Origin of the sequence: Marinicella pacifica, from assembly GCF_014636635.1 — a bacterium.
Classification (GTDB): Bacteria; Pseudomonadota; Gammaproteobacteria; order Xanthomonadales; family Marinicellaceae; genus Marinicella; species Marinicella pacifica.
Window position 1 is genome coordinate 226,745 of the sequence record NZ_BMEO01000002.1, and the last position, 17,418, is coordinate 244,162.

Below are 17,418 nucleotides of genomic sequence, written 5' to 3' on the forward strand. Positions count from 1 at the left end.
ATTGTCTGGTTTTTTTACGTCTTGAATAAATTGAGAATTGAGGATAACAATGAAAAAAAAATAAATTAACGAAGGCCATGTTGCCTTTATTATTGAGCGCATCGGCCGTCGCCGGTGCCCAATTGGCCACTGAAGCCGGTATTGGCGGTGTTGATGGAAACCATAGTTCCAGCGGATCCCGAGCCCTGTTATGGAGTCAGTTGGGAGCCACACCACGTGGTAATGGTACCCCTGATCAAAACTTTGAAGCATCCTTGGATGTTTATGATTCAGTGGGTGCCGATGACTTTGTCGTCACCGGTTACGGCTGGTCGATTGAGGAAATTGAAACCATTGGTACTACTGGTGGTGTCGCTTCCTCGGTTAATGTCTCTTTCCATGCAGATAATGCGGGCAGCCCCAATCCAACTGCTTTGGCCGGCTGTAGTTACAGTAGCATTCCTGTGACTGATACCAGCGGCAGTTTATCCATCACATTACCAAGCGCTTGTAGCATTATCGGTGCCGGCACTTATTGGGTGGCGATTCAAGTTAATCAGGATTTTGCCACAAACGGCCAACACTTCTGGTCCAACACTGACACGGTAGCGGGTAATGAAGCCCATTGGATAAACCCGGGTGATGGCTTTTTATCAGGTTGTACCACTTTCCAACCCGCCGGCACTGTTTGTGGCGTGGGTGGCGGTGCACCAGCCTATGACTTCTTGTTTGACTTATCCGGTACCCAGTTAGATGCGCCTGTGGCCGCTGCGCCTGTGCCGTCTCTGAACTGGCTGGGCATGGGCTTAATGGTTCTTACCTTGGGCCTGTTCGGTCGTCGTTTTATAAGAAAAGCCAATAACGTTTAATTCAAACGATTCGATGCTTAAAAAAACCCGCGTTAATCGTGGGTTTTTTTATGGATTAATTTTTCGTATTCTCTAACGAAGTGTTTGAGTGCGTTTGGCTCTGATGCCGTTGTTAACTCGCACATAGATTGTTCACTTAATTCTTTTGCAACGCCCGGATGGGGTCTAATTCGGCGGCTTGTTTGGCCGGGTAATAACCAAACACCACACCGGTCAATAAACACACACCGACAGCCAGCACGATTGAAAATAAGCTCCAGGCCACCGGCCAGTCGGCAAAGGACTGAATCAAAAATGACAGCACCACACCCATAACAATACCAATGACCGCACCCACGGCGGCAATGGTGGCACTTTCAATCAAAAACTGATTTTTAATATCCACTTTTCGCGCACCCAGGGCCCGCAATAGACCAATTTCTTTGGTGCGTTCAAGCACCGTGGCCAACATAATATTCATAATGCCGATACCACCCACCAGCAAGGATATGCCGGCGATACTGGACATCACGATGGTGAAAATTTGCTGGGTCTGGTTTTGTTGATTCAATAAATTGGCCGGCACAATGATGTTGTAATCATCGATGTTGCCGTGCCGGCGTTTGAGCAACCGATCAATGGCCACCGAGGCCACCTGCGGCCGGATGGTTTCATCAATGGTCACCCGAATGGTGTCCAACTGGCTCTCCAACATTTCCCATTTCAGGCGTTTAAAGGCCGTTTCTATCGGCAAAAAGACCTGGTTGTGTTCGGCACCGAGTTTAATACCCTGAATTTCATTTTTACTTAAGGCGTCTTTTTTCAAAACGCCAATCACTTCCAGCCACAGATGATTAACCTTGATGCGTTGACCCAGTGCGGTACCATCGGGAAACAATTCGGCCGCCACTTCTGAACCAATCACCGCCACCTGTGCGTAAGACTGATTATCTTCTTCACCAAATAAACGACCGGCGTCCACCTGCAAATTACTCATGCCAAAGCAATTGGGCGACAGCGCTTTGACTGCACCATCAGAATTGGCATGCTGAGAAAACAAGGACCAGGTTTTAATGGTTTTTTCGCCACAGCTTTGGCTGATAAACGGCAGGCTGTTTTGTAAAGCGCGGATATCGTTCATGTTTAAACCCAAAGAATCGGAGCGCATTTCTTTTAACGTTTCAGGATCAATTTGTTTTTCTTCAATCACGAGATTGCGCAAACCCATTTTTTCAATCAAACGGGTGGCCTCGGCCTGGGCGCCTTCGCCAATAGACAACATCGCAATCACCGCACCGACACCAAACACCATGCCCAACAAGGTCAATAGGGTGCGTAATTTGTGGTGCAGCATTTCAGCCACTGCATGGCGTAAATTGATTATCAAGGTATTGTTCATAGTTCTGCTTCCGCCGGTCGACTCAAAGCAATCACATCACCGGCCTCTAAACCACTTTTGATAACACATAAGACGGCGCTGCAAAATCCCGTGGTGATGGGCTGTTGTTGGAATCCGCCTCCGGTTTGTTTATACACCCAGGCGCGGTCCTGATCACGAAATACCGCCAATATCGGCACTGAAATGGCTGACTCCTGGTTGGTCACAATGATGTCGGCCGACACCCGCTGTGAGGGCATAAAGCGTTCGTCTTGCTCATCCAATGCCACAGTAACGGTAAAATATTTCACCGGGTTATCCCGCTCCCGGGGTTGAGCGGTTTGGCTGATGGATTTTACCCGACCTTTAAATGACGTATCAGGATAAGCATCCAGTTGAATATTGACGGTTTGTTCCGCCTGAATGCCAATGGCTTCCACCTCAGGTACATACACCAAAGCCTGCATCTCACTTAAGTCCGGCAGCGCCGCCAGTTTGGTGCCCGGGAACACCGCTTTGCCGGGTTCGGGCATGGAGCCGTCCCAACTGGGCTGCAACACCAGTAAGCCGTCATGCGGTGCCACCACTTCAAGCGCACTTAGACTGGTTTCGTTGAGTTCTTTTTTGGCTTCTTGCACCGATTTTGAGCTTTGCAAAACGTCCAGTTCGGTGGCCGATTTTTCTTCAAAGTTTTCACTGACCTTATCAATGTGTTCGGCTTTGGCTTTTAAAAATTCTTCGTTATCCCCGGCTTCAATAATTTCAATTTTGGTGTAAAGCAAGGGATCATTTATATTAAATTGCCTGGCCAGTTCATATTCATAATCCACCACTTCAGCTTCGGTGTTGAAAGAAAAGCGGGTGTTATCAATGTCCCGTTCTTTGGCCATCATGTCATACATGAGCTTTTGGATTTCATAGGTGGTTTTATCCAATTCAATCTGGAAATCAGTGCCATCAAAACGGGCCACCACATCGCCTTTGTTAACCCGACTGAATTGCGGCATAATCCAAGCCAGGGTTTGTGGCCGCCGCGAACCGCTGGGTACGGTCAGTGGCGTCGATTGGGTGGCTTCCAGTTCGCCACCGACATGCACCGATAAAGTCACCGCCTTTTTCTCCAGGGTAAGTGTCGGTAAGGGTTGTTTCTGTTCTGTCTGATCACTGCAAGCCAGTAATCCACAAACCATTAAAAGAAGCAGTGTATTTTTCATGATTCGCTGCTGATTTCTGCCTTAATACTCATATTTGGTCGCATAATGGCTTTATCCGAATTGCTGATTTCCACCTGGGCGTCTAGAATTTTTGAGGGCTGATTCTGTGATTTGATGCGGACCACTTTGGATAATTCTTTGATCACACCATTGAATTCAATGTCCGGATAAGCATCCATACGAAAGGTCACGGTCTGACCTTGTTGCACCCGTGATAAATCGTTTTCTTTAATTTCCAATCGGGCGATGATGTTGTCCATATCGGCCACTTCAATCACCCGCGCACCACCCCACACCTGATCACCCACGGCGTATTTATTGTTATTGTGATCGCTCTGGTGCATGATGATACCACGTCTTTTGGCGATAATACGCATGCTGGCAATGGCTTCGTTTAACTCTTCCACTTCAGCCTCCAATTTGGCAATATTGGCATTTAAAATGGCTTCTTCGGTATCGATTTTTTCGCGCGTCAGTGCCAGGTCATCCAGTGCATGTTGGTGTTGTAGTTTTGCCAATGCATAATTCAGCTGATTTTCCTTGTAATCATTCATGGCAATCACACTTTGCGGTAATTCGGCTTTGCGTTTGGCTTTATCGAGGTTTTTTTTCATTTCTTCCACCGCCAGCGATTTATCTGCCAATTCTTCCACTTTGGTCGATAATTTATTACGCAGCTCACTTTGTTTAATCGATAATTCACCCTGCTTATCCATCAGGCGTTCTTGTAATTCATCGGTTTTGAACATCAATACCGGTTCGCCGGGATTGACCTCTGCACCGTCTTTGGCCATAAAAGCAATGGTGTAACGCCATATAAATCGAATACTCGGCGGTGAATAACTGTCGGTCTCAACTGCCACCAGTTCACCTGAGGTGGTGATGGTTTCAGCATGTATAGACGTGCTCAAAGCCAGCATAATTATGATGATTAAAAATGTCTTCATGGTTGTACCTCATTGACCTGAACCAGTGCGCTCATGCCGGGTAATAAACGGGCATCTTGCTCACCCCGAAGCGTGATGGTGACTTCGTAATACAAGCCTTCTCCCCAGTTTTTTTTGTCATGACCACCGGCAGAAATGTGGCTGACAACACCACGCATGCTGGTATTGGGTAAGGCGTCAAACTGAACATTAACAGCCATACCGTGTTTAACCTGAGGTAAGTCGATGGCATTGACAAACGCCTTGACCCGCATACCGGTGGTTTTAGATACTTTAGCAATCACCCGCCCGGTTTGGACCTGGTCCCCGATTTGGTACTTGGTACCATTCCAGGGATGGGTTGCGTGAATCACATAACCTGCCTGGTTGGCAGTGATGGTGAGATCGGCCAAACGCTTTTTCCAGTAATCCAATTCTTTTTGCTTTTGTGTCAAACCCAAAGCCACTTCTTTGTTTTTTTCCTTGAGCTTAATTTCCAATGCCCTGAATTTTTTTGCATTTTCATGGCGGGCCTTATCCGTTTGTTTTAAAGTCAGTTGGCGTTCTTTGTATTCCAGTTCACCGATAAATTCTAACGGCACCGAAGCCTTCAGTTCGGCAATTTGGTGATCGACTTTGGCTTTTTCATAGGCCAGCCGGGCATTGTTTAAATCAATTTGCAACTGTATGGTGTCGCGTTTGGAAGCGGCTTTGAACACATCCAGCGCTTCTTTTTGAGCCTCAATGGTGTTATCCAAATCGGTGCCGTCAATGCGCACCACAAAATCACCGGGCTCCACAAAACCACCCTCTTCGGCCATGTCGGCGATTTCAGCGCGCCATGAACGCACCATCGGCATGGTGATTTCCTGGGTTTGGCTGGACTCCACTTCACCGGTCAACATCAGGGCCGGTAAAGACAAGGGCATAAACAATATCGTTAACAGGCTCGATTTGAGTACTTTCATGACACAATTTTTCCGTCTAAAAACTCAAGGGTGCGTCCGGCATTGTCGGCAATGTCCGGCTCATGGGTCACCATGACAATGGTTTGTCCTGCGGCATTGAGACTTTTTAATAATTCAATAATTTGCTCTGAGATGGCACTGTCTAAATTACCGGTGGGCTCATCGGCCAACAACACCGACGGATTGTTTATCAGTGACCGGGCAATCGCCACCCGTTGAATTTGTCCGCCGGACATTTCATTGGGCATATGGTGAATACGTTCACCCAGACCCACCTGATGAAGTAAGTCTTTGGCCCGTTCAACCCCGCCGCGTTGTTGTTGCGGTGTGGCAAAACGCAACGGCACCAACACATTATCCAAAGCTGACAGGCGCGGTAGTAAATGGAATCCCTGAAACACAAAACCGATGTATTCATTGCGGATTTTGGACAAGGCATCATCATCTAAAACGCTCACATCTTGACCAGCTAATGTGTAGCGACCGTTTGTGGGCTTGTCCATACAACCCAAAATATTGAGCATGGTGGATTTTCCTGAGCCTGAGCGTCCCATTATGGCCACAAATTCACCTTCAGCAATGGATAAATTCACACCATCCAATGCACGGATGGTTTCACCCTGGGTGCGGTAAACTTTTGAAATGTTGTCCAGTTTTATCATGGGTATCAGGCGGTCGTGCAGAGGATTCCTTTATTCGATGTTTATTATAAAAACATACAACTTTTATGGTATAGGCCAAAGGTACTAATTTATTACAGATAGACTCGATGCAGCGTGAAAAGTGCCCATTAACCCGACTATTTCATGCAATAATGGAATTTAGGGATAAAATGGCAAAATAGATTGTATAAATATCGCTTCAAGCATAGTTATTCATATGTTGTAAGCGATCTTATGCAAGATATGCAGCCATTTTATTCATAAAGCCATTCAGGTACAAGCTGTTGTTTATGGCTAATTCATAACTATTTGAAACATAAAAAACATGCTTATTTTGTACCGATTGTATGAAATAGTCGGGTTAGGTATTTAGGGAATACACATATCCAGAACAGCACTGAGCTGGTAAAAGTATGGGTTGTTGGTGGGAATCAGGCCATGCGAAAACCACGGTGCCAGCAACACCCAAACACCGACAATTAACACAAACACCGCTGCCGCGCGTCGCCAAAAGTCCATAGAACCGCGTTGCATCATTTTACGTATCAGCCACTGGGAACCGAGCAAGGGCAATACAGTCCCTAAGCCAAAAAACAGCATAAACTGCATGCCGTCAAACAGGTTGGCAGTGGTGGCGGCAATAATCAGCATCCCATAAAGTAAACCACAGGGTATCAGTCCCCACAGCATGCCTTTCATAAAAGAAGCCGCACTGTTGTGGCGGTTTTGTAATGCTTTTAAGCGGGTGGATACTTTGGACCAGCCGGGTAAGGATTTTTGAATGGTCAGTAACCGATGATTTTTAAAAAACAAAACGGCGGCTGTGAGCACCAGCATCACGCCCATCAGCATCCGCAACCAGACCCCCCATTCAATCATCGGAACCGATAAACTGGCACCTTGCACCAATCCGGCAAACACCGCTCCCAATAATGTGTAAGTGGCCACCCGCCCTAAATTGGTGATAAGCACCTGGTGGGTGTTTTGTTTGTGGCATAAAGCCGCACACAAGCCGCCACACATCGCTATACAATGAAAGCCGGAAAAAAAACCGATAATCAGGGGGGTCAAAAAAGCCATGAAAACGGGTTACTTGTCTTCTTTTTTGTCATGTTCACATTCCGACTGGTTGTGCTGCATCTGCTGTTGTCGGCGTTGATAACGGTCGGCAGGCGTATCATCTTCTAAAATGGAAAAAGCAGGTGAATCCAAATCATCAAACTGGTTTTTATTAATCGCCCAGTGAATCGCCCACACCGCAGCCACCACCAAAATGAGGGATAACACCACCAACACATAAATCATATTCACGGCACACCTCGTAACACCCGTCTGGAATTCAGTACCACCAACAAAGAACTTAATGACATCCCAATGGCTGCCATCCAGGGCGCCAACAGCCCCATCATCGCCACCGGTGTGACTGAACCATTATACAGCAGTGCCCAGAATAAATTTTGTTTGATGATGTGCTGGGTTTTTTTGGCTGTGAAAACCGCCTGTTTAATCGGCCCCAAAGAACGACCCAAAATAATCAAATCTGAGGCCGAATGTGCCAAATGGGCGCCCTGCTTGAGGCTGATGGAGACATCGGCTTGTGACAACACCGGCGCATCATTGACCCCGTCACCCACCATAACACAGGGGTGGTTTTGCTGTTGCCGCTGCTCGATGGCTTTAATTTTATCTTCTGCCCGCATATTGCCCCGAAACTCGGGCACACTGAATTGTTGCGCCCAGGCTTTGACCGTTTCGCTGTCATCGCCACTAATGATGGCCACATGCTTTTTATCTTTTTGCAACCATTGAAGCAAGTCAGCGGCACCGGCGCGGGCTTCAACCCGCAAAGAAAAGATGGCGATTAAAGTGTGTTCACGGGCCAAATAAACCACTGTATCGGCCGCCTCGGCCTTATGCTCAGGAATCGAAATATCCAGTGACTTTAACCAGCGGGCACTGCCCATACGCCAGCATTGTCCGTCAATCACGCCACTGACACCGCGGCCTGATAATTCTTCGGCGTTGTGCACAATGAATGATGAAGATTGACGAAAGGCACTGGCCAAGGGATGGTTACTGATGCGTTGTAAAGCAGCGGCGATGGCTTCGGGGTTATCCAGGGCTTCCACACAATGTACTTTAGCCAGGGTTAACCGGTCTTCTGTGAGGGTGCCGGTTTTGTCAAAAAACCAATGCCGACAGCGATGAATTTGCGACAAGGCTTCGGTGTTGTTGACCAACACGCCTTGTTGTAATAATTTAATACCGCCGGCTGTCAGCGCCGTGGGTGTCGCCAGGGACAAAGCACAGGGGCAGGTGGCAATCAGCACCGACAACACCACCGGCAGCACCTGATCCGGTGCATGATTGATGTACCACAGCCCGGTACCCACAGCCAACAGCAGAACCACGGCAACAAAATAACCGGCAATGCGGTCCACTGATTGCAGGGTTTTGGGCTTTTTACTTTGTGCCAGCTCCATTAAATCCGCCAATTTGGACAAAAAAGTATTTTGGTTGTTGACAGTGGTTTGAATTAACACCTCATCATTCACCAACCGGGCGCCGGCATAAACAGTGTCGCCGATTGTTTTCTTCACCGGCGTCGATTCGCCGGTCAACAAAGACTCATCAAACCGACCGCTACCCGCAGTGATTTCACCGTCACAGGGTACCACTTGATTGGCTTTAATCATTAATTTATCGCCTTTTTTAACCTGATCAATCGGTATTTCTTCACGGCCCTGATGACCCATGCGCACAGCACTCACCGGAATCAGGGCATTGAGTGCCGAACGTACATCCATGCCTTTGTGTTTCACCGCCGATTCCACAAAACGTCCCAGCAGCAAAAAGAAAATAAACATCGCCATAGAATCAAAATAAACATGACCGTCATCCATAAAGCTGATATAGACACTGACAAAGTAGGCAATGCTGATGGACAGTGCCACCGGCACATCCATGCCCAAATGACGATTTTTCAGGTCGCGGATGGCGTTATGATTAAAGCTTTGTCCTGAATAAAAATAGACAATGGTGGCGATTAACAAACTGGTTAATCGAAAGAACTGCCGAATACCGGGATCCTGGGCCATCGATTCGGGGTTATACAGCGGCACCGCCAGGGTCATGATAAACATCATGCCAAAACCGGCCACCGCAATTTGTCTGAGCTGTTTTTTACGGGCGGTATCAGCCTGATGGGCACTGTCTTGCTGGTACATCGGGCGGTAACCAAGTCGCGCAATTTGCGTAAACAGTTCACTTAATCGGACGCGGCCGGGATCAAACACAAGACGCATATTTTGGGTCACACTGTTGATATGTAAATCCTCTACACCGGGCAAATCCTTAAGCACTTTTTGAATCAACCAACCACAGGCGCTGCAATACATACCCTCAACCTTAATGGTGACCTGTCGTAAACCACCATCAGTCGGGCTTGTCAGGCGTTCAAATACCGCCGGTTCATCTAAGTGACGCCAGGAACAGGTGTCACTTTCAACCTGCACACCGGGGGTTTTGCCTTCACGGTACTGATAAAAATCGGCATGGGATTCATCAGCCAAAAACCGGGCCACAGCCTGACAGCCGATACAACACATGGGTTGTTCTATACCGTCGATGGTGGCCGTTAATGGACAATCAGCCGGTACCGGTTCCCCACAATGGAAACATCGGTGAGCCATTACTCTTTTTCAAGCTGGAATTTATTTTGCTTGGCAATCACTTGTGGCGCATTTTGTTTGGCAATATACACCGTATACAGACTGGCCACCACGGCGGTGGCGGGTAAAGCAATAATAAACCACACCCAGGCATGTTTGTACCAGGGTGCCGGTTGGCCGCTTATTTTGTGTGGGTTTTGTTTTTTCATTTGTCGTATCCAAAATACTTAACCGTTTCAGTACGTTTATTATTGGGGTTGTCGACTTCATTAACAACGACTTTAATGGTGTGGATTTTCTTGTTAGCCACGCTGCGGTCAGCCCGAATGCGGATTGGCACACTGATCAGCTCACCCGGCTCAGCGGATAAAACACCATCATCGGTCTCAAAATCAACCGCTAATCCATCCAAGCCGATGGCACTGACTTCATAGTGCGCCGTTTGTGAGCCTTTGTTCATAATTTTAAGGTTATACACATTTTCAATCCGCTGCGCATCCACAATGCGGTAAAAACTGTTGCGATCGGGAATCACATTGGCATCTATGCTGCTGCGGGTTAATAAGGCGTAAGCAAAACTTGATACCAGCAACGTTAAAATAGCACCGTAAATAAGAATACGTGGACGTAAAACCCGTGATTTTTTACCTTCAAGTGCATTTTCAGTGGTGTAACGAATCAGACCTTTGGGCAATCCGACTGACGCCATGACATCATCACAGGCATCAATACAAGCGGCACAAGCAATGCACTCATACTGCAAACCATCACGGATATCGATGCCGGTGGGGCAGACCTGAACACATAAGGTGCAATCAATGCAATCACCGGGATTTTCGGCCTCACGTCGGGTTTTACCCCGCATCCGTGGTTCACCGCGTTTTTCATCATAAGAAATAATCAGGGTTTCTTTATCGAACATGGCTCCCTGAAAGCGGGCATAAGGACACATGTACAGGCACACCTGTTCCCGCAAAAAACCGGCGTTGCCGTAGGTGGCAAAACCATAAAAGAACAGCCAAAAGGTTTCCCAGGGCCCCAAATTCCAGGTGACCACATTCACCGCCAGTTCTTTAATCGGTGTGAAAAAGCCGACAAAAGTAAAACCGGTCCACAGTGCAAAGGTAATCCACAAAAACTGCTTGGCGGTTTTACGCCATATTTTATTAAAATTCCACGGCCCTTTATCGAGCTTCATGCGTTTATTGCGATTACCTTCGGTGAGCTGTTCCATCCAGATAAACACCTCGGTCCAGACCGTTTGCGGACAGGCATAACCACACCACAGTCGACCGGCCAAAGCGGTGAAGAAAAACAGCGAAAAGGCGGCAATAATCAGCATCAGCGCCAAAAAGATAAAATCCTGTGGCCACAGGGTCAAGCCAAAAATATAGAAACGGCGGTGGGGCAAATCAAATAAAACCGCCTGATGCCCGCCCCAGTCAAACCAGGGCAATAAATAAAACAAGCCCAGTAAAACAAAGACCGCTAATTTTCTTTTGAATTGAAAACGGCCTTTGGTCTCACGTGGATAGACTTTTTCATGGGCTTTGTAGAGTTTTAGTTCAACCGGTCTGGTGTCCTGCGTTGACATAGTAATTCACCAAAATGTTAAAGAGACCTGCACTGAATACACGGCTGCACCGGATTCAGGCAACGGTCTCTATGATTCCTGCCTGATGCTTTGTGCCAGTTTAGTTCTCGGCAGGGCCATAATAACCCCACAAAATAAACCTGTTATAAAGGAAAATAACCAAAAAAACACAAAGCCCAAAGCATAACCTTGCCAGCGATCAATACTGATGGTGATACTGGCAATCTCATTCAAATACGCCGGATCAAATTGGGCAAAAAAGATCATTGTCTGTACCGCCGCAGCCAGAAAAGACACCCATACCGCGGTGCCCAGACGGCGATAAAAAATACGCTTAATCTGGCGTTCGTTAAACTGACTTTGATCTGTAACAGGCCGGGTTCCCATGATTTATTTCCGACTTAAAGAATACACATAGGCTGCCACCAGTTTAATCTGATGCTCATCCAACACTTCATTTTGTGGCGGCATATAACCCTGTAAGCCATCATACAGGGCGGTCTCAATAATCTCATGAGAACCGTATAACCAGATGTCATCGGTCAGATTCGGGGCACCCAGCATTTGGTTACCTTTGCCCTCAGGACCATGACAGGCCACACAGAACATCTGAAATTTTGCCGCCCCGGCTTCGGCCATTTTGGCATCGTGATCAACGCCCGATAAACTGCGCACGTAAGCCGCCACCTGATGGACACCCTCTTCACCCAAAGGGCCGGCCCACGGGGTCATAATACCGGTTCGACCGTTGCTGATGGTTTGCACTATGGTGTCAAATTCGCCACCCCATTTCCAGTTATCATCGGTCAGGTTCGGGTAGCCGTAACCACCTTTGGCATCTGAGGCATGGCATTGTGCACAATTGTTGGCATAAATACGCTGACCCAGCAACATGGCGGTGTTATCCTGAATCATTTCATCCACCGGCTTATTGATGAATGCGGCATAGGTTTCTTCGCGGGCATCCACCACCTTTTGGTAATTGGCCTCAAACCGACCTTTTTGGGTCCATTCTTTGGTCCCTTCAAAATTGCCCATGCCGGGATACAAGATCAGATAGGCAATGGAAAAAATAATGGTACCCACAAACAACCACAACCACCAGCGCGGCATCGGATTATCTAATTCAGTGATGTCATCATCCCAGACATGACCGGTGGTGTTGTCGGCGCGTTTGTCCATTTTTTTCTTGGCGGTGGCCATCAACAGCCACACATAGGCAATAATATGGGCGACCACCACAATGATGACGGTCCAGTGCCAGAAATTACTCATGTTTTTTCTCCTCGGTTTTTACGCGATCTTCCTCGTCTAAAGGCATTTGAGACAGATCCTTAAAGGTGTCTTTGTTTTTTTGGCTGTATGCCCACAGCACAATTCCAATAAAAATAATGATCAATATCGCTGTCATAAAACCGCTGATCATTGGTATCTCCTCGAAACCGCTGTCCCTAAGTTTTGCAGGTAAGCCACCAGAGCATCCAATTCGGTTTTATCCGCCAGCGCCTCGGCCACACCGGCAATGTCTTCATCGGTGTAAGGGTGGCCCAGCTTACGCAGAACTTTCATACTCTTTAAGGTTTGTTCCACATCAACAGGTCTCTCAGCCAACCAGGGATAACCGGGCATATTGGATTCCGGCACCAAAGAACGCGGATCAATTAAGTGAATTTCATGCCATTCATCGGAATAACGGCCACCGACACGGGCCAAATCCGGTCCGGTACGCTTTGAGCCCCACTGGAACGGCCGGTCATATACTGACTCACCGGCCAGTGAATAATGTCCGTAACGCAGGGTCTCATCCACGAACGGTCTGATTTGTTGTGAGTGACAGTTATAACAACCTTCTGCAACATAAATATTTTGTCCGGCCAGTTGCAAAGCATTGCGTGGCTTTAACCCCTCAACCGGTTCCACCACACTGGCCTGAGAAAACAGGGGAATAATCTCAATAATCGCGGCAAAACTGATCACCACCGCAATCAAAATCCCCAATATGCCGACATTGCTTTCTACTTTTTCGTGATTAATCATGCCTGCGCTCCTACAGTAACATTGACACCTTCTTCATCGCGGACTTCACCTTTGATGGTTTTCCACGTGTTGTAGGCTTGGATAATGATACCGGCCAAGAATAAGATTCCGCCGATAAAGCGAATAATGTAATACGGATAAGTGGCTTTGATACTTTCCACGTGGGTGTAAACCAGAGAACCACTGGCATCCACTTCACGCCACATCAAACCTTGCATCACACCGGCAATCCACATGGAAGCAATGTACAAAACAATACCCAGGGTTGCCACCCAGAAGTGGGTGTTGATTAACTGAATCGAGTACATGCGTTCACGACCCCATAGGCGCGGCGTTAATGTGTATAAAGACCCCATGGTCATCATCGCCACCCAACCGAGCGCCCCGGAATGTACATGGCCCACGGTCCAGTCGGTGTAATGTGACAAAGCATTCACCGTCTTAATCGACATCATCGGACCTTCAAAAGTACTCATGCCATAGAAAGACAGGGCCACAATCATCATCTTAATAATCGGATCAGAACGTAATTTTTCCCAGGCACCTGAGATGGTCATAATACCGTTAATCATACCGCCCCAGGAAGGTGCAAATAAGATTAAGGAAAACACCATACCCAAAGATTGCGCCCAGTCAGGCAGTGAAGTGTAATGTAAATGGTGTGGACCGGCCCACATATAAGTTGAAATCAAAGCCCAAAAGTGAACAATCGACAACCGGTAGGAATAAACAGGCCGCTGCGCCTGTTTTGGAACAAAATAATACATCATCCCCAGGAAACCGGCGGTTAAGAAAAAGCCCACCGCATTGTGCCCATACCACCATTGGGTCAGGGCATCCACCGCCCCGGAAAACACAGGATAAGACAAGTGCCAATTAACCGGCACCGCCAGATTATTAACAATATGCAGTAAAGCAATGGTAATAATAAAGGCCGCATAGAACCAGTTGGCCACATAGATATGTTTCACCTTACGGGTCGCCAGTGTGCCGAAGTAAACCACGCCATACATCACCCAGACCAGGGTCAGCAATACGTCCAGAGGCCAAATCAACTCCGCATATTCTTTACTTTGGGTGAAACCGAATGGTAACGTTAATACCGCCCCCACAATCACCAGTTGGTAACCCCAAAAAGTGAGCGAAGCCAGCTTATCTGAAAACAGCTTCACCTGACAGGTTTTTGCCGCCACATACAGTGACGTACCCAACAGGGCATTACCACCGAAAGCAAAAATCACTGCGTTGGTGTGTAATGGCCGTAAACGGCTGTATGTGAGCCAAGGAATGTCAAAATTGAGCGCCGGCCAAGCCAGTTGCGCGGCAATATAGACCCCGACAAGCATACCAATAATGCCCCAGAAAATGGTGGCAATGGTAAACTGTTTAATTACCTTTGTGTTATGTTCTGTCATCATATTGAATGTTTATTTCCCATTTAATTGGTAGGTGGAATTATAATTTCCTTCCAACGGTGTTAAAATTGACAATTGTCAAGTTTCGACCACTCTTCAGTATAAGATCTTCGATATGTTTAATCAAAAATCCTCGTCCGGCGTCCATTTTAACCAATCTGTCAGCAATTGTGGAGATTGTGAACTGTGTACCCGGATAGTTGATAACCGGCGGGTGCGCATCCAATCTAATGAAATCGCCGCCATCGAAACCATCATTGATGCCCATATCCGCGTTGAAAAAGGCCAGACCGTTTACGAAAATGGCCAAACTTTCCAAAATCTCTACACCGTACACTCAGGCATGTTTAAATCAGTTTACATCACCCAGCAGGGTGATGAGCGAATTGTCGATGTGTTTATTCCGGGTCAAATCATGGGTTTTGACGGTATCCACAGCGGCAAGTATAAAACCACGGTGAAAGCCATCAGTTCAGGCTCGTATTGCGTGATTCCGTTTTATCCCCTACAGGAACTGGCGATGAAACACCGAGACATTCAAAACCGCTTAATGAAAATGATGAGTGCAAAAATTTTTCAGTTTGAAATCACCCATTCAGAATACACCGCCAAACAAAAGCTGGTTGATTTTATCGGACATGTTTCTGATTTGTACTATTCACGGGGCTTTTCCGCCAAACAATTTCCGTTTCAGATATCACAACGGGATTTGGCCAACTTTTTAGGCCTTGCCGAAGAAACCCTGAGCCGGGCTTTTTCAAAACTTAAAAAACAGGACATCATGATTCTGAACAATCAGCAAATCACCATTTTAGATATGCCTAAATTCAAACAAATCATTGAATAATGTCAAACCACCCCAAAATTAATCTTTTATTGTTAACAAGCTAATTACAAGGAGACCCCTATGAGCGACAAAATTATCACCGCAACAGACGACAATTTTGCTGAAGTGACTAATTCCGAAACGCCGGTATTGATGGATTACTGGGCTGAATGGTGCGGACCCTGCCGCATGATTGCGCCGGTTTTAGAAGAAGTCGCCAATGAGCTGGACGGCCAGGTCAAAGTGGCTAAACTAAATATAGAAGACAACAAAGACATCCCGGTTAAGATGGGTATTCGCGGTATTCCCACCCTCATGGTATTTAAAAACGGCGAAGTCATCGATCAACATGTCGGTGCCGTTTCAAAAGGTCAACTCATGGATTTTTTAAAAAAACACATCAGTTGATACCGAACAAATGCCCGAATTTTGATTAAATTCGGGCATTTTTTTATTTCGCACTGGACAGCCCAAAATTTTAATGGTAGTTTATGCACCATCTAATCGGGCACAACAAATCTCCCGAACAACCTTTCAATTAAACCGTAATAATAACAACATATAGCTGCTGAACGCAGCTAAGGGACATTACACTTTTCAACAATACTGATGACACCGGCGTTCTGCCGCACAGCCTATGAATCTGACTGAATTAAAACAACTGCCTTCGACTAAACTCACTGAAATTGCCGAACAAGTGGGGGTCGATACCCGCTCACGGGTGCACAAACAAAATTTGATTTTTTCCATCTTAAAAAAACACGCTAAAAAAGGTGACGACATTTTTGGTGACGGTGTGTTAGAAGTTCTGCCAGATGGATTTGGTTTCCTGCGTTCTCCTGAAGGCTCATACCAGGCGGGTCCTGACGACATTTATGTTTCACCCAGTCAGATACGCCGTTTTGGCCTGCGCACCGGCGACACCATTGCCGGTAAAATCAGACCGCCCAAAGACAGCGAACGCTATTTTGCCTTACTTAAAATCAGCTCCATCAACTATGAGCCGCCTGAAAACACCAAAGGTAAAATTGTCTTTGAAAATCTCACCCCATTGTTCCCTACCGAGCAGTTAAAACTGGAACGCGGTGACGGCTCCCGGGAAGATTTGACCACCCGCATCATTGATTTGATTTCTCCCATCGGCAAAGGCCAGCGCGGTCTGATTGTGTCTCCGCCAAAAGCCGGTAAAACCATGATTTTGCAAAACATAGCCACCTCCATCGCCAAAAACAATCCCGAAGCCAAATTGTTTGTGCTGCTGATTGATGAACGCCCCGAGGAAGTGACCGAAATGGAACGCACGGTGCGCGGTGAAGTGATTGCGTCAACTTTTGATGAGCCTGCCAGCCGCCATGTAATGGTGGCCGATCTGGTGATTGAACGGGCCAAACGCCTGGTCGAACATAAACAGGACGTGATTATTTTACTGGACTCCATCACCCGACTGGCACGGGCCTATAACACCGTGACCCCGGCCTCGGGTAAAATACTTACCGGTGGTGTGGATGCCAACGCTTTGCACCGTCCGAAAAAATTCTTTGGCGCCGCACGAAATGTGGAAGAAGGCGGCAGTTTAACCATTCTGGCCACCGGTCTGGTGGAAACCGGCTCGAAAATGGACGAAGTTATTTTTGAAGAGTTCAAAGGCACCGGAAACATGGAAGTTCACCTCGATCGCCGGGCTGCTGAAAAGCGCATATGGCCGGCTTTGAATATCAACAAATCCGGTACCCGCCGAGAGGAGTTGATTGTGGACAATGATTTTCTGCAAAAAGCCTGGATTTTACGCAAAATCCTTAATCCCATGGATGACATTCAAGCCATCGAGTTTTTACTGGAAAAACTCAAAGACACTGAAACCAACGAACAGTTTTTCACCTCCATGAAACGCTAATCCTTT

At 47.0% G+C, this 17,418-nt stretch carries 18 protein-coding genes and 1 pseudogene; 4 read left to right on the forward strand and 15 right to left on the reverse strand.

Annotated features, from left to right (window positions below):
* Positions 1-77 precede the first annotated feature (77 nt).
* Complete coding sequence (locus IEV16_RS03085) at positions 78-848, forward strand: hypothetical protein (RefSeq protein ID WP_188364205.1); 771 nt, start codon at positions 78-80, stop codon at positions 846-848.
* A 136-nt stretch (positions 849-984) separates the two neighbouring features.
* Here IEV16_RS03085 and IEV16_RS03090 read toward each other — a convergent pair whose 3' ends face one another.
* From IEV16_RS03090 to ccoN, 15 genes are all read right to left on the reverse strand, one after another.
* On the reverse strand, positions 985-2,226 hold the full coding sequence (locus IEV16_RS03090; protein ID WP_188364206.1) for an ABC transporter permease: 1,242 nt from the start codon (positions 2,224-2,226) through the stop codon (positions 985-987).
* Entirely contained in the window at positions 2,223-3,419 is a 1,197-nt protein-coding gene (locus tag IEV16_RS03095; RefSeq protein WP_188364207.1) for an efflux RND transporter periplasmic adaptor subunit, read from the reverse strand. Before IEV16_RS03095 ends, IEV16_RS03090 begins: the two co-directional genes overlap by 4 nt.
* Entirely contained in the window at positions 3,416-4,366 is a 951-nt protein-coding gene (locus IEV16_RS03100; protein WP_188364208.1) for an HlyD family secretion protein, read from the reverse strand. Before IEV16_RS03100 ends, IEV16_RS03095 begins: the two co-directional genes overlap by 4 nt.
* The gene (locus IEV16_RS03105) at positions 4,363-5,313 is read right to left on the reverse strand and encodes an HlyD family secretion protein (RefSeq protein WP_188364209.1); all 951 of its coding nucleotides are present in this window, start codon (positions 5,311-5,313) and stop codon (positions 4,363-4,365) included. The genes IEV16_RS03100 and IEV16_RS03105 overlap by 4 nt, the downstream gene beginning before the upstream one ends.
* Positions 5,310-5,975: an ABC transporter ATP-binding protein gene (locus IEV16_RS03110; RefSeq protein WP_188364210.1), complete on the reverse strand. Its 666-nt coding sequence runs from the start codon at positions 5,973-5,975 to the stop codon at positions 5,310-5,312. Before IEV16_RS03110 ends, IEV16_RS03105 begins: the two co-directional genes overlap by 4 nt.
* A 369-nt stretch (positions 5,976-6,344) precedes the next feature.
* On the reverse strand, positions 6,345-7,055 hold the full coding sequence (locus IEV16_RS03115; protein WP_188364211.1) for a sulfite exporter TauE/SafE family protein: 711 nt from the start codon (positions 7,053-7,055) through the stop codon (positions 6,345-6,347).
* Between the two features lie 9 nt (positions 7,056-7,064).
* Positions 7,065-7,280: a cbb3-type cytochrome oxidase assembly protein CcoS gene (gene ccoS / locus IEV16_RS03120; RefSeq protein ID WP_229728242.1), complete on the reverse strand. Its 216-nt coding sequence runs from the start codon at positions 7,278-7,280 to the stop codon at positions 7,065-7,067.
* Positions 7,281-7,282: 2 nt separating this feature from the next.
* Positions 7,283-9,667, reverse strand: coding sequence for a heavy metal translocating P-type ATPase (locus IEV16_RS03125; RefSeq protein ID WP_188364213.1), 2,385 nt, complete (start codon positions 9,665-9,667; stop codon positions 7,283-7,285).
* Entirely contained in the window at positions 9,667-9,855 is a 189-nt protein-coding gene (locus IEV16_RS03130) for a FixH family protein (RefSeq protein WP_188364214.1), read from the reverse strand. Before IEV16_RS03130 ends, IEV16_RS03125 begins: the two co-directional genes overlap by 1 nt.
* The gene (ccoG, locus tag IEV16_RS03135) at positions 9,852-11,240 is read right to left on the reverse strand and encodes a cytochrome c oxidase accessory protein CcoG (RefSeq protein ID WP_188364215.1); all 1,389 of its coding nucleotides are present in this window, start codon (positions 11,238-11,240) and stop codon (positions 9,852-9,854) included. The genes IEV16_RS03130 and ccoG overlap by 4 nt, the downstream gene beginning before the upstream one ends.
* A 69-nt stretch (positions 11,241-11,309) precedes the next feature.
* A complete protein-coding gene (locus IEV16_RS03140; RefSeq protein WP_188364216.1) occupies positions 11,310-11,627 on the reverse strand; it encodes a hypothetical protein in 318 nt (105 codons plus the stop codon).
* A 3-nt stretch (positions 11,628-11,630) separates the two neighbouring features.
* Entirely contained in the window at positions 11,631-12,515 is an 885-nt protein-coding gene (ccoP, locus tag IEV16_RS03145; RefSeq protein WP_188364217.1) for a cytochrome-c oxidase, cbb3-type subunit III, read from the reverse strand.
* Complete coding sequence (locus IEV16_RS03150) at positions 12,508-12,666, reverse strand: cbb3-type cytochrome oxidase subunit 3 (RefSeq protein WP_188364218.1); 159 nt, start codon at positions 12,664-12,666, stop codon at positions 12,508-12,510. Before IEV16_RS03150 ends, ccoP begins: the two co-directional genes overlap by 8 nt.
* Positions 12,663-13,277 (reverse strand): cytochrome-c oxidase, cbb3-type subunit II, encoded by a 615-nt coding sequence (ccoO, locus tag IEV16_RS03155; protein ID WP_188364219.1) that lies wholly within the window; start codon positions 13,275-13,277, stop codon positions 12,663-12,665. The genes IEV16_RS03150 and ccoO overlap by 4 nt, the downstream gene beginning before the upstream one ends.
* Positions 13,274-14,692 carry a cytochrome-c oxidase, cbb3-type subunit I gene (gene ccoN, locus IEV16_RS03160; RefSeq protein WP_443093943.1) on the reverse strand — a complete coding sequence of 473 codons (1,419 nt, stop codon included), beginning with the start codon at positions 14,690-14,692 and terminating at the stop codon, positions 13,274-13,276. The genes ccoO and ccoN overlap by 4 nt, the downstream gene beginning before the upstream one ends.
* Positions 14,693-14,807: 115 nt before the next feature.
* Here ccoN and IEV16_RS03165 point away from each other — a divergent pair, with 115 nt between their 5' ends.
* From IEV16_RS03165 to rho, 3 genes and pseudogenes are all read left to right on the forward strand, one after another.
* Positions 14,808-15,539 carry a helix-turn-helix domain-containing protein gene (locus IEV16_RS03165; RefSeq protein WP_188364221.1) on the forward strand — a complete coding sequence of 244 codons (732 nt, stop codon included), beginning with the start codon at positions 14,808-14,810 and terminating at the stop codon, positions 15,537-15,539.
* A gap of 60 nt (positions 15,540-15,599) precedes the next feature.
* Positions 15,600-15,926 carry a thioredoxin TrxA gene (gene trxA / locus IEV16_RS03170; RefSeq protein WP_188364222.1) on the forward strand — a complete coding sequence of 109 codons (327 nt, stop codon included), beginning with the start codon at positions 15,600-15,602 and terminating at the stop codon, positions 15,924-15,926.
* Between the two features lie 232 nt (positions 15,927-16,158).
* Positions 16,159-17,412: pseudogene (rho, locus tag IEV16_RS03175) on the forward strand (transcription termination factor Rho); the annotation flags it as partial.
* Between the last annotated feature and the right edge of the window lie 6 nt (positions 17,413-17,418).

Coding starts and splice junctions, on each gene's coding strand:
- IEV16_RS03105 (WP_188364209.1), bottom strand. CDS start 5,313: ATGAAAGTACTCAAATCGAGCCTGTTAACGATATTGTTTATGCCCTTG.
- trxA (WP_188364222.1), top strand. CDS start 15,600: ATGAGCGACAAAATTATCACCGCAACAGACGACAATTTTGCTGAAGTG.
- IEV16_RS03090 (WP_188364206.1), bottom strand. CDS start 2,226: ATGAACAATACCTTGATAATCAATTTACGCCATGCAGTGGCTGAAATG.
- IEV16_RS03125 (WP_188364213.1), bottom strand. CDS start 9,667: ATGGCTCACCGATGTTTCCATTGTGGGGAACCGGTACCGGCTGATTGT.
- IEV16_RS03150 (WP_188364218.1), bottom strand. CDS start 12,666: ATGATCAGCGGTTTTATGACAGCGATATTGATCATTATTTTTATTGGA.
- ccoN (WP_443093943.1), bottom strand. CDS start 14,692: ATGACAGAACATAACACAAAGGTAATTAAACAGTTTACCATTGCCACC.
- ccoS (WP_229728242.1), bottom strand. CDS start 7,280: ATGATTTATGTGTTGGTGGTGTTATCCCTCATTTTGGTGGTGGCTGCG.
- ccoP (WP_188364217.1), bottom strand. CDS start 12,515: ATGAGTAATTTCTGGCACTGGACCGTCATCATTGTGGTGGTCGCCCAT.
- IEV16_RS03115 (WP_188364211.1), bottom strand. CDS start 7,055: ATGGCTTTTTTGACCCCCCTGATTATCGGTTTTTTTTCCGGCTTTCAT.
- IEV16_RS03130 (WP_188364214.1), bottom strand. CDS start 9,855: ATGAAAAAACAAAACCCACACAAAATAAGCGGCCAACCGGCACCCTGG.
- IEV16_RS03100 (WP_188364208.1), bottom strand. CDS start 4,366: ATGAAGACATTTTTAATCATCATAATTATGCTGGCTTTGAGCACGTCT.
- IEV16_RS03165 (WP_188364221.1), top strand. CDS start 14,808: ATGTTTAATCAAAAATCCTCGTCCGGCGTCCATTTTAACCAATCTGTC.
- ccoG (WP_188364215.1), bottom strand. CDS start 11,240: ATGTCAACGCAGGACACCAGACCGGTTGAACTAAAACTCTACAAAGCC.
- IEV16_RS03140 (WP_188364216.1), bottom strand. CDS start 11,627: ATGGGAACCCGGCCTGTTACAGATCAAAGTCAGTTTAACGAACGCCAG.
- IEV16_RS03085 (WP_188364205.1), top strand. CDS start 78: ATGTTGCCTTTATTATTGAGCGCATCGGCCGTCGCCGGTGCCCAATTG.
- ccoO (WP_188364219.1), bottom strand. CDS start 13,277: ATGATTAATCACGAAAAAGTAGAAAGCAATGTCGGCATATTGGGGATT.
- IEV16_RS03095 (WP_188364207.1), bottom strand. CDS start 3,419: ATGAAAAATACACTGCTTCTTTTAATGGTTTGTGGATTACTGGCTTGC.
- IEV16_RS03110 (WP_188364210.1), bottom strand. CDS start 5,975: ATGATAAAACTGGACAACATTTCAAAAGTTTACCGCACCCAGGGTGAA.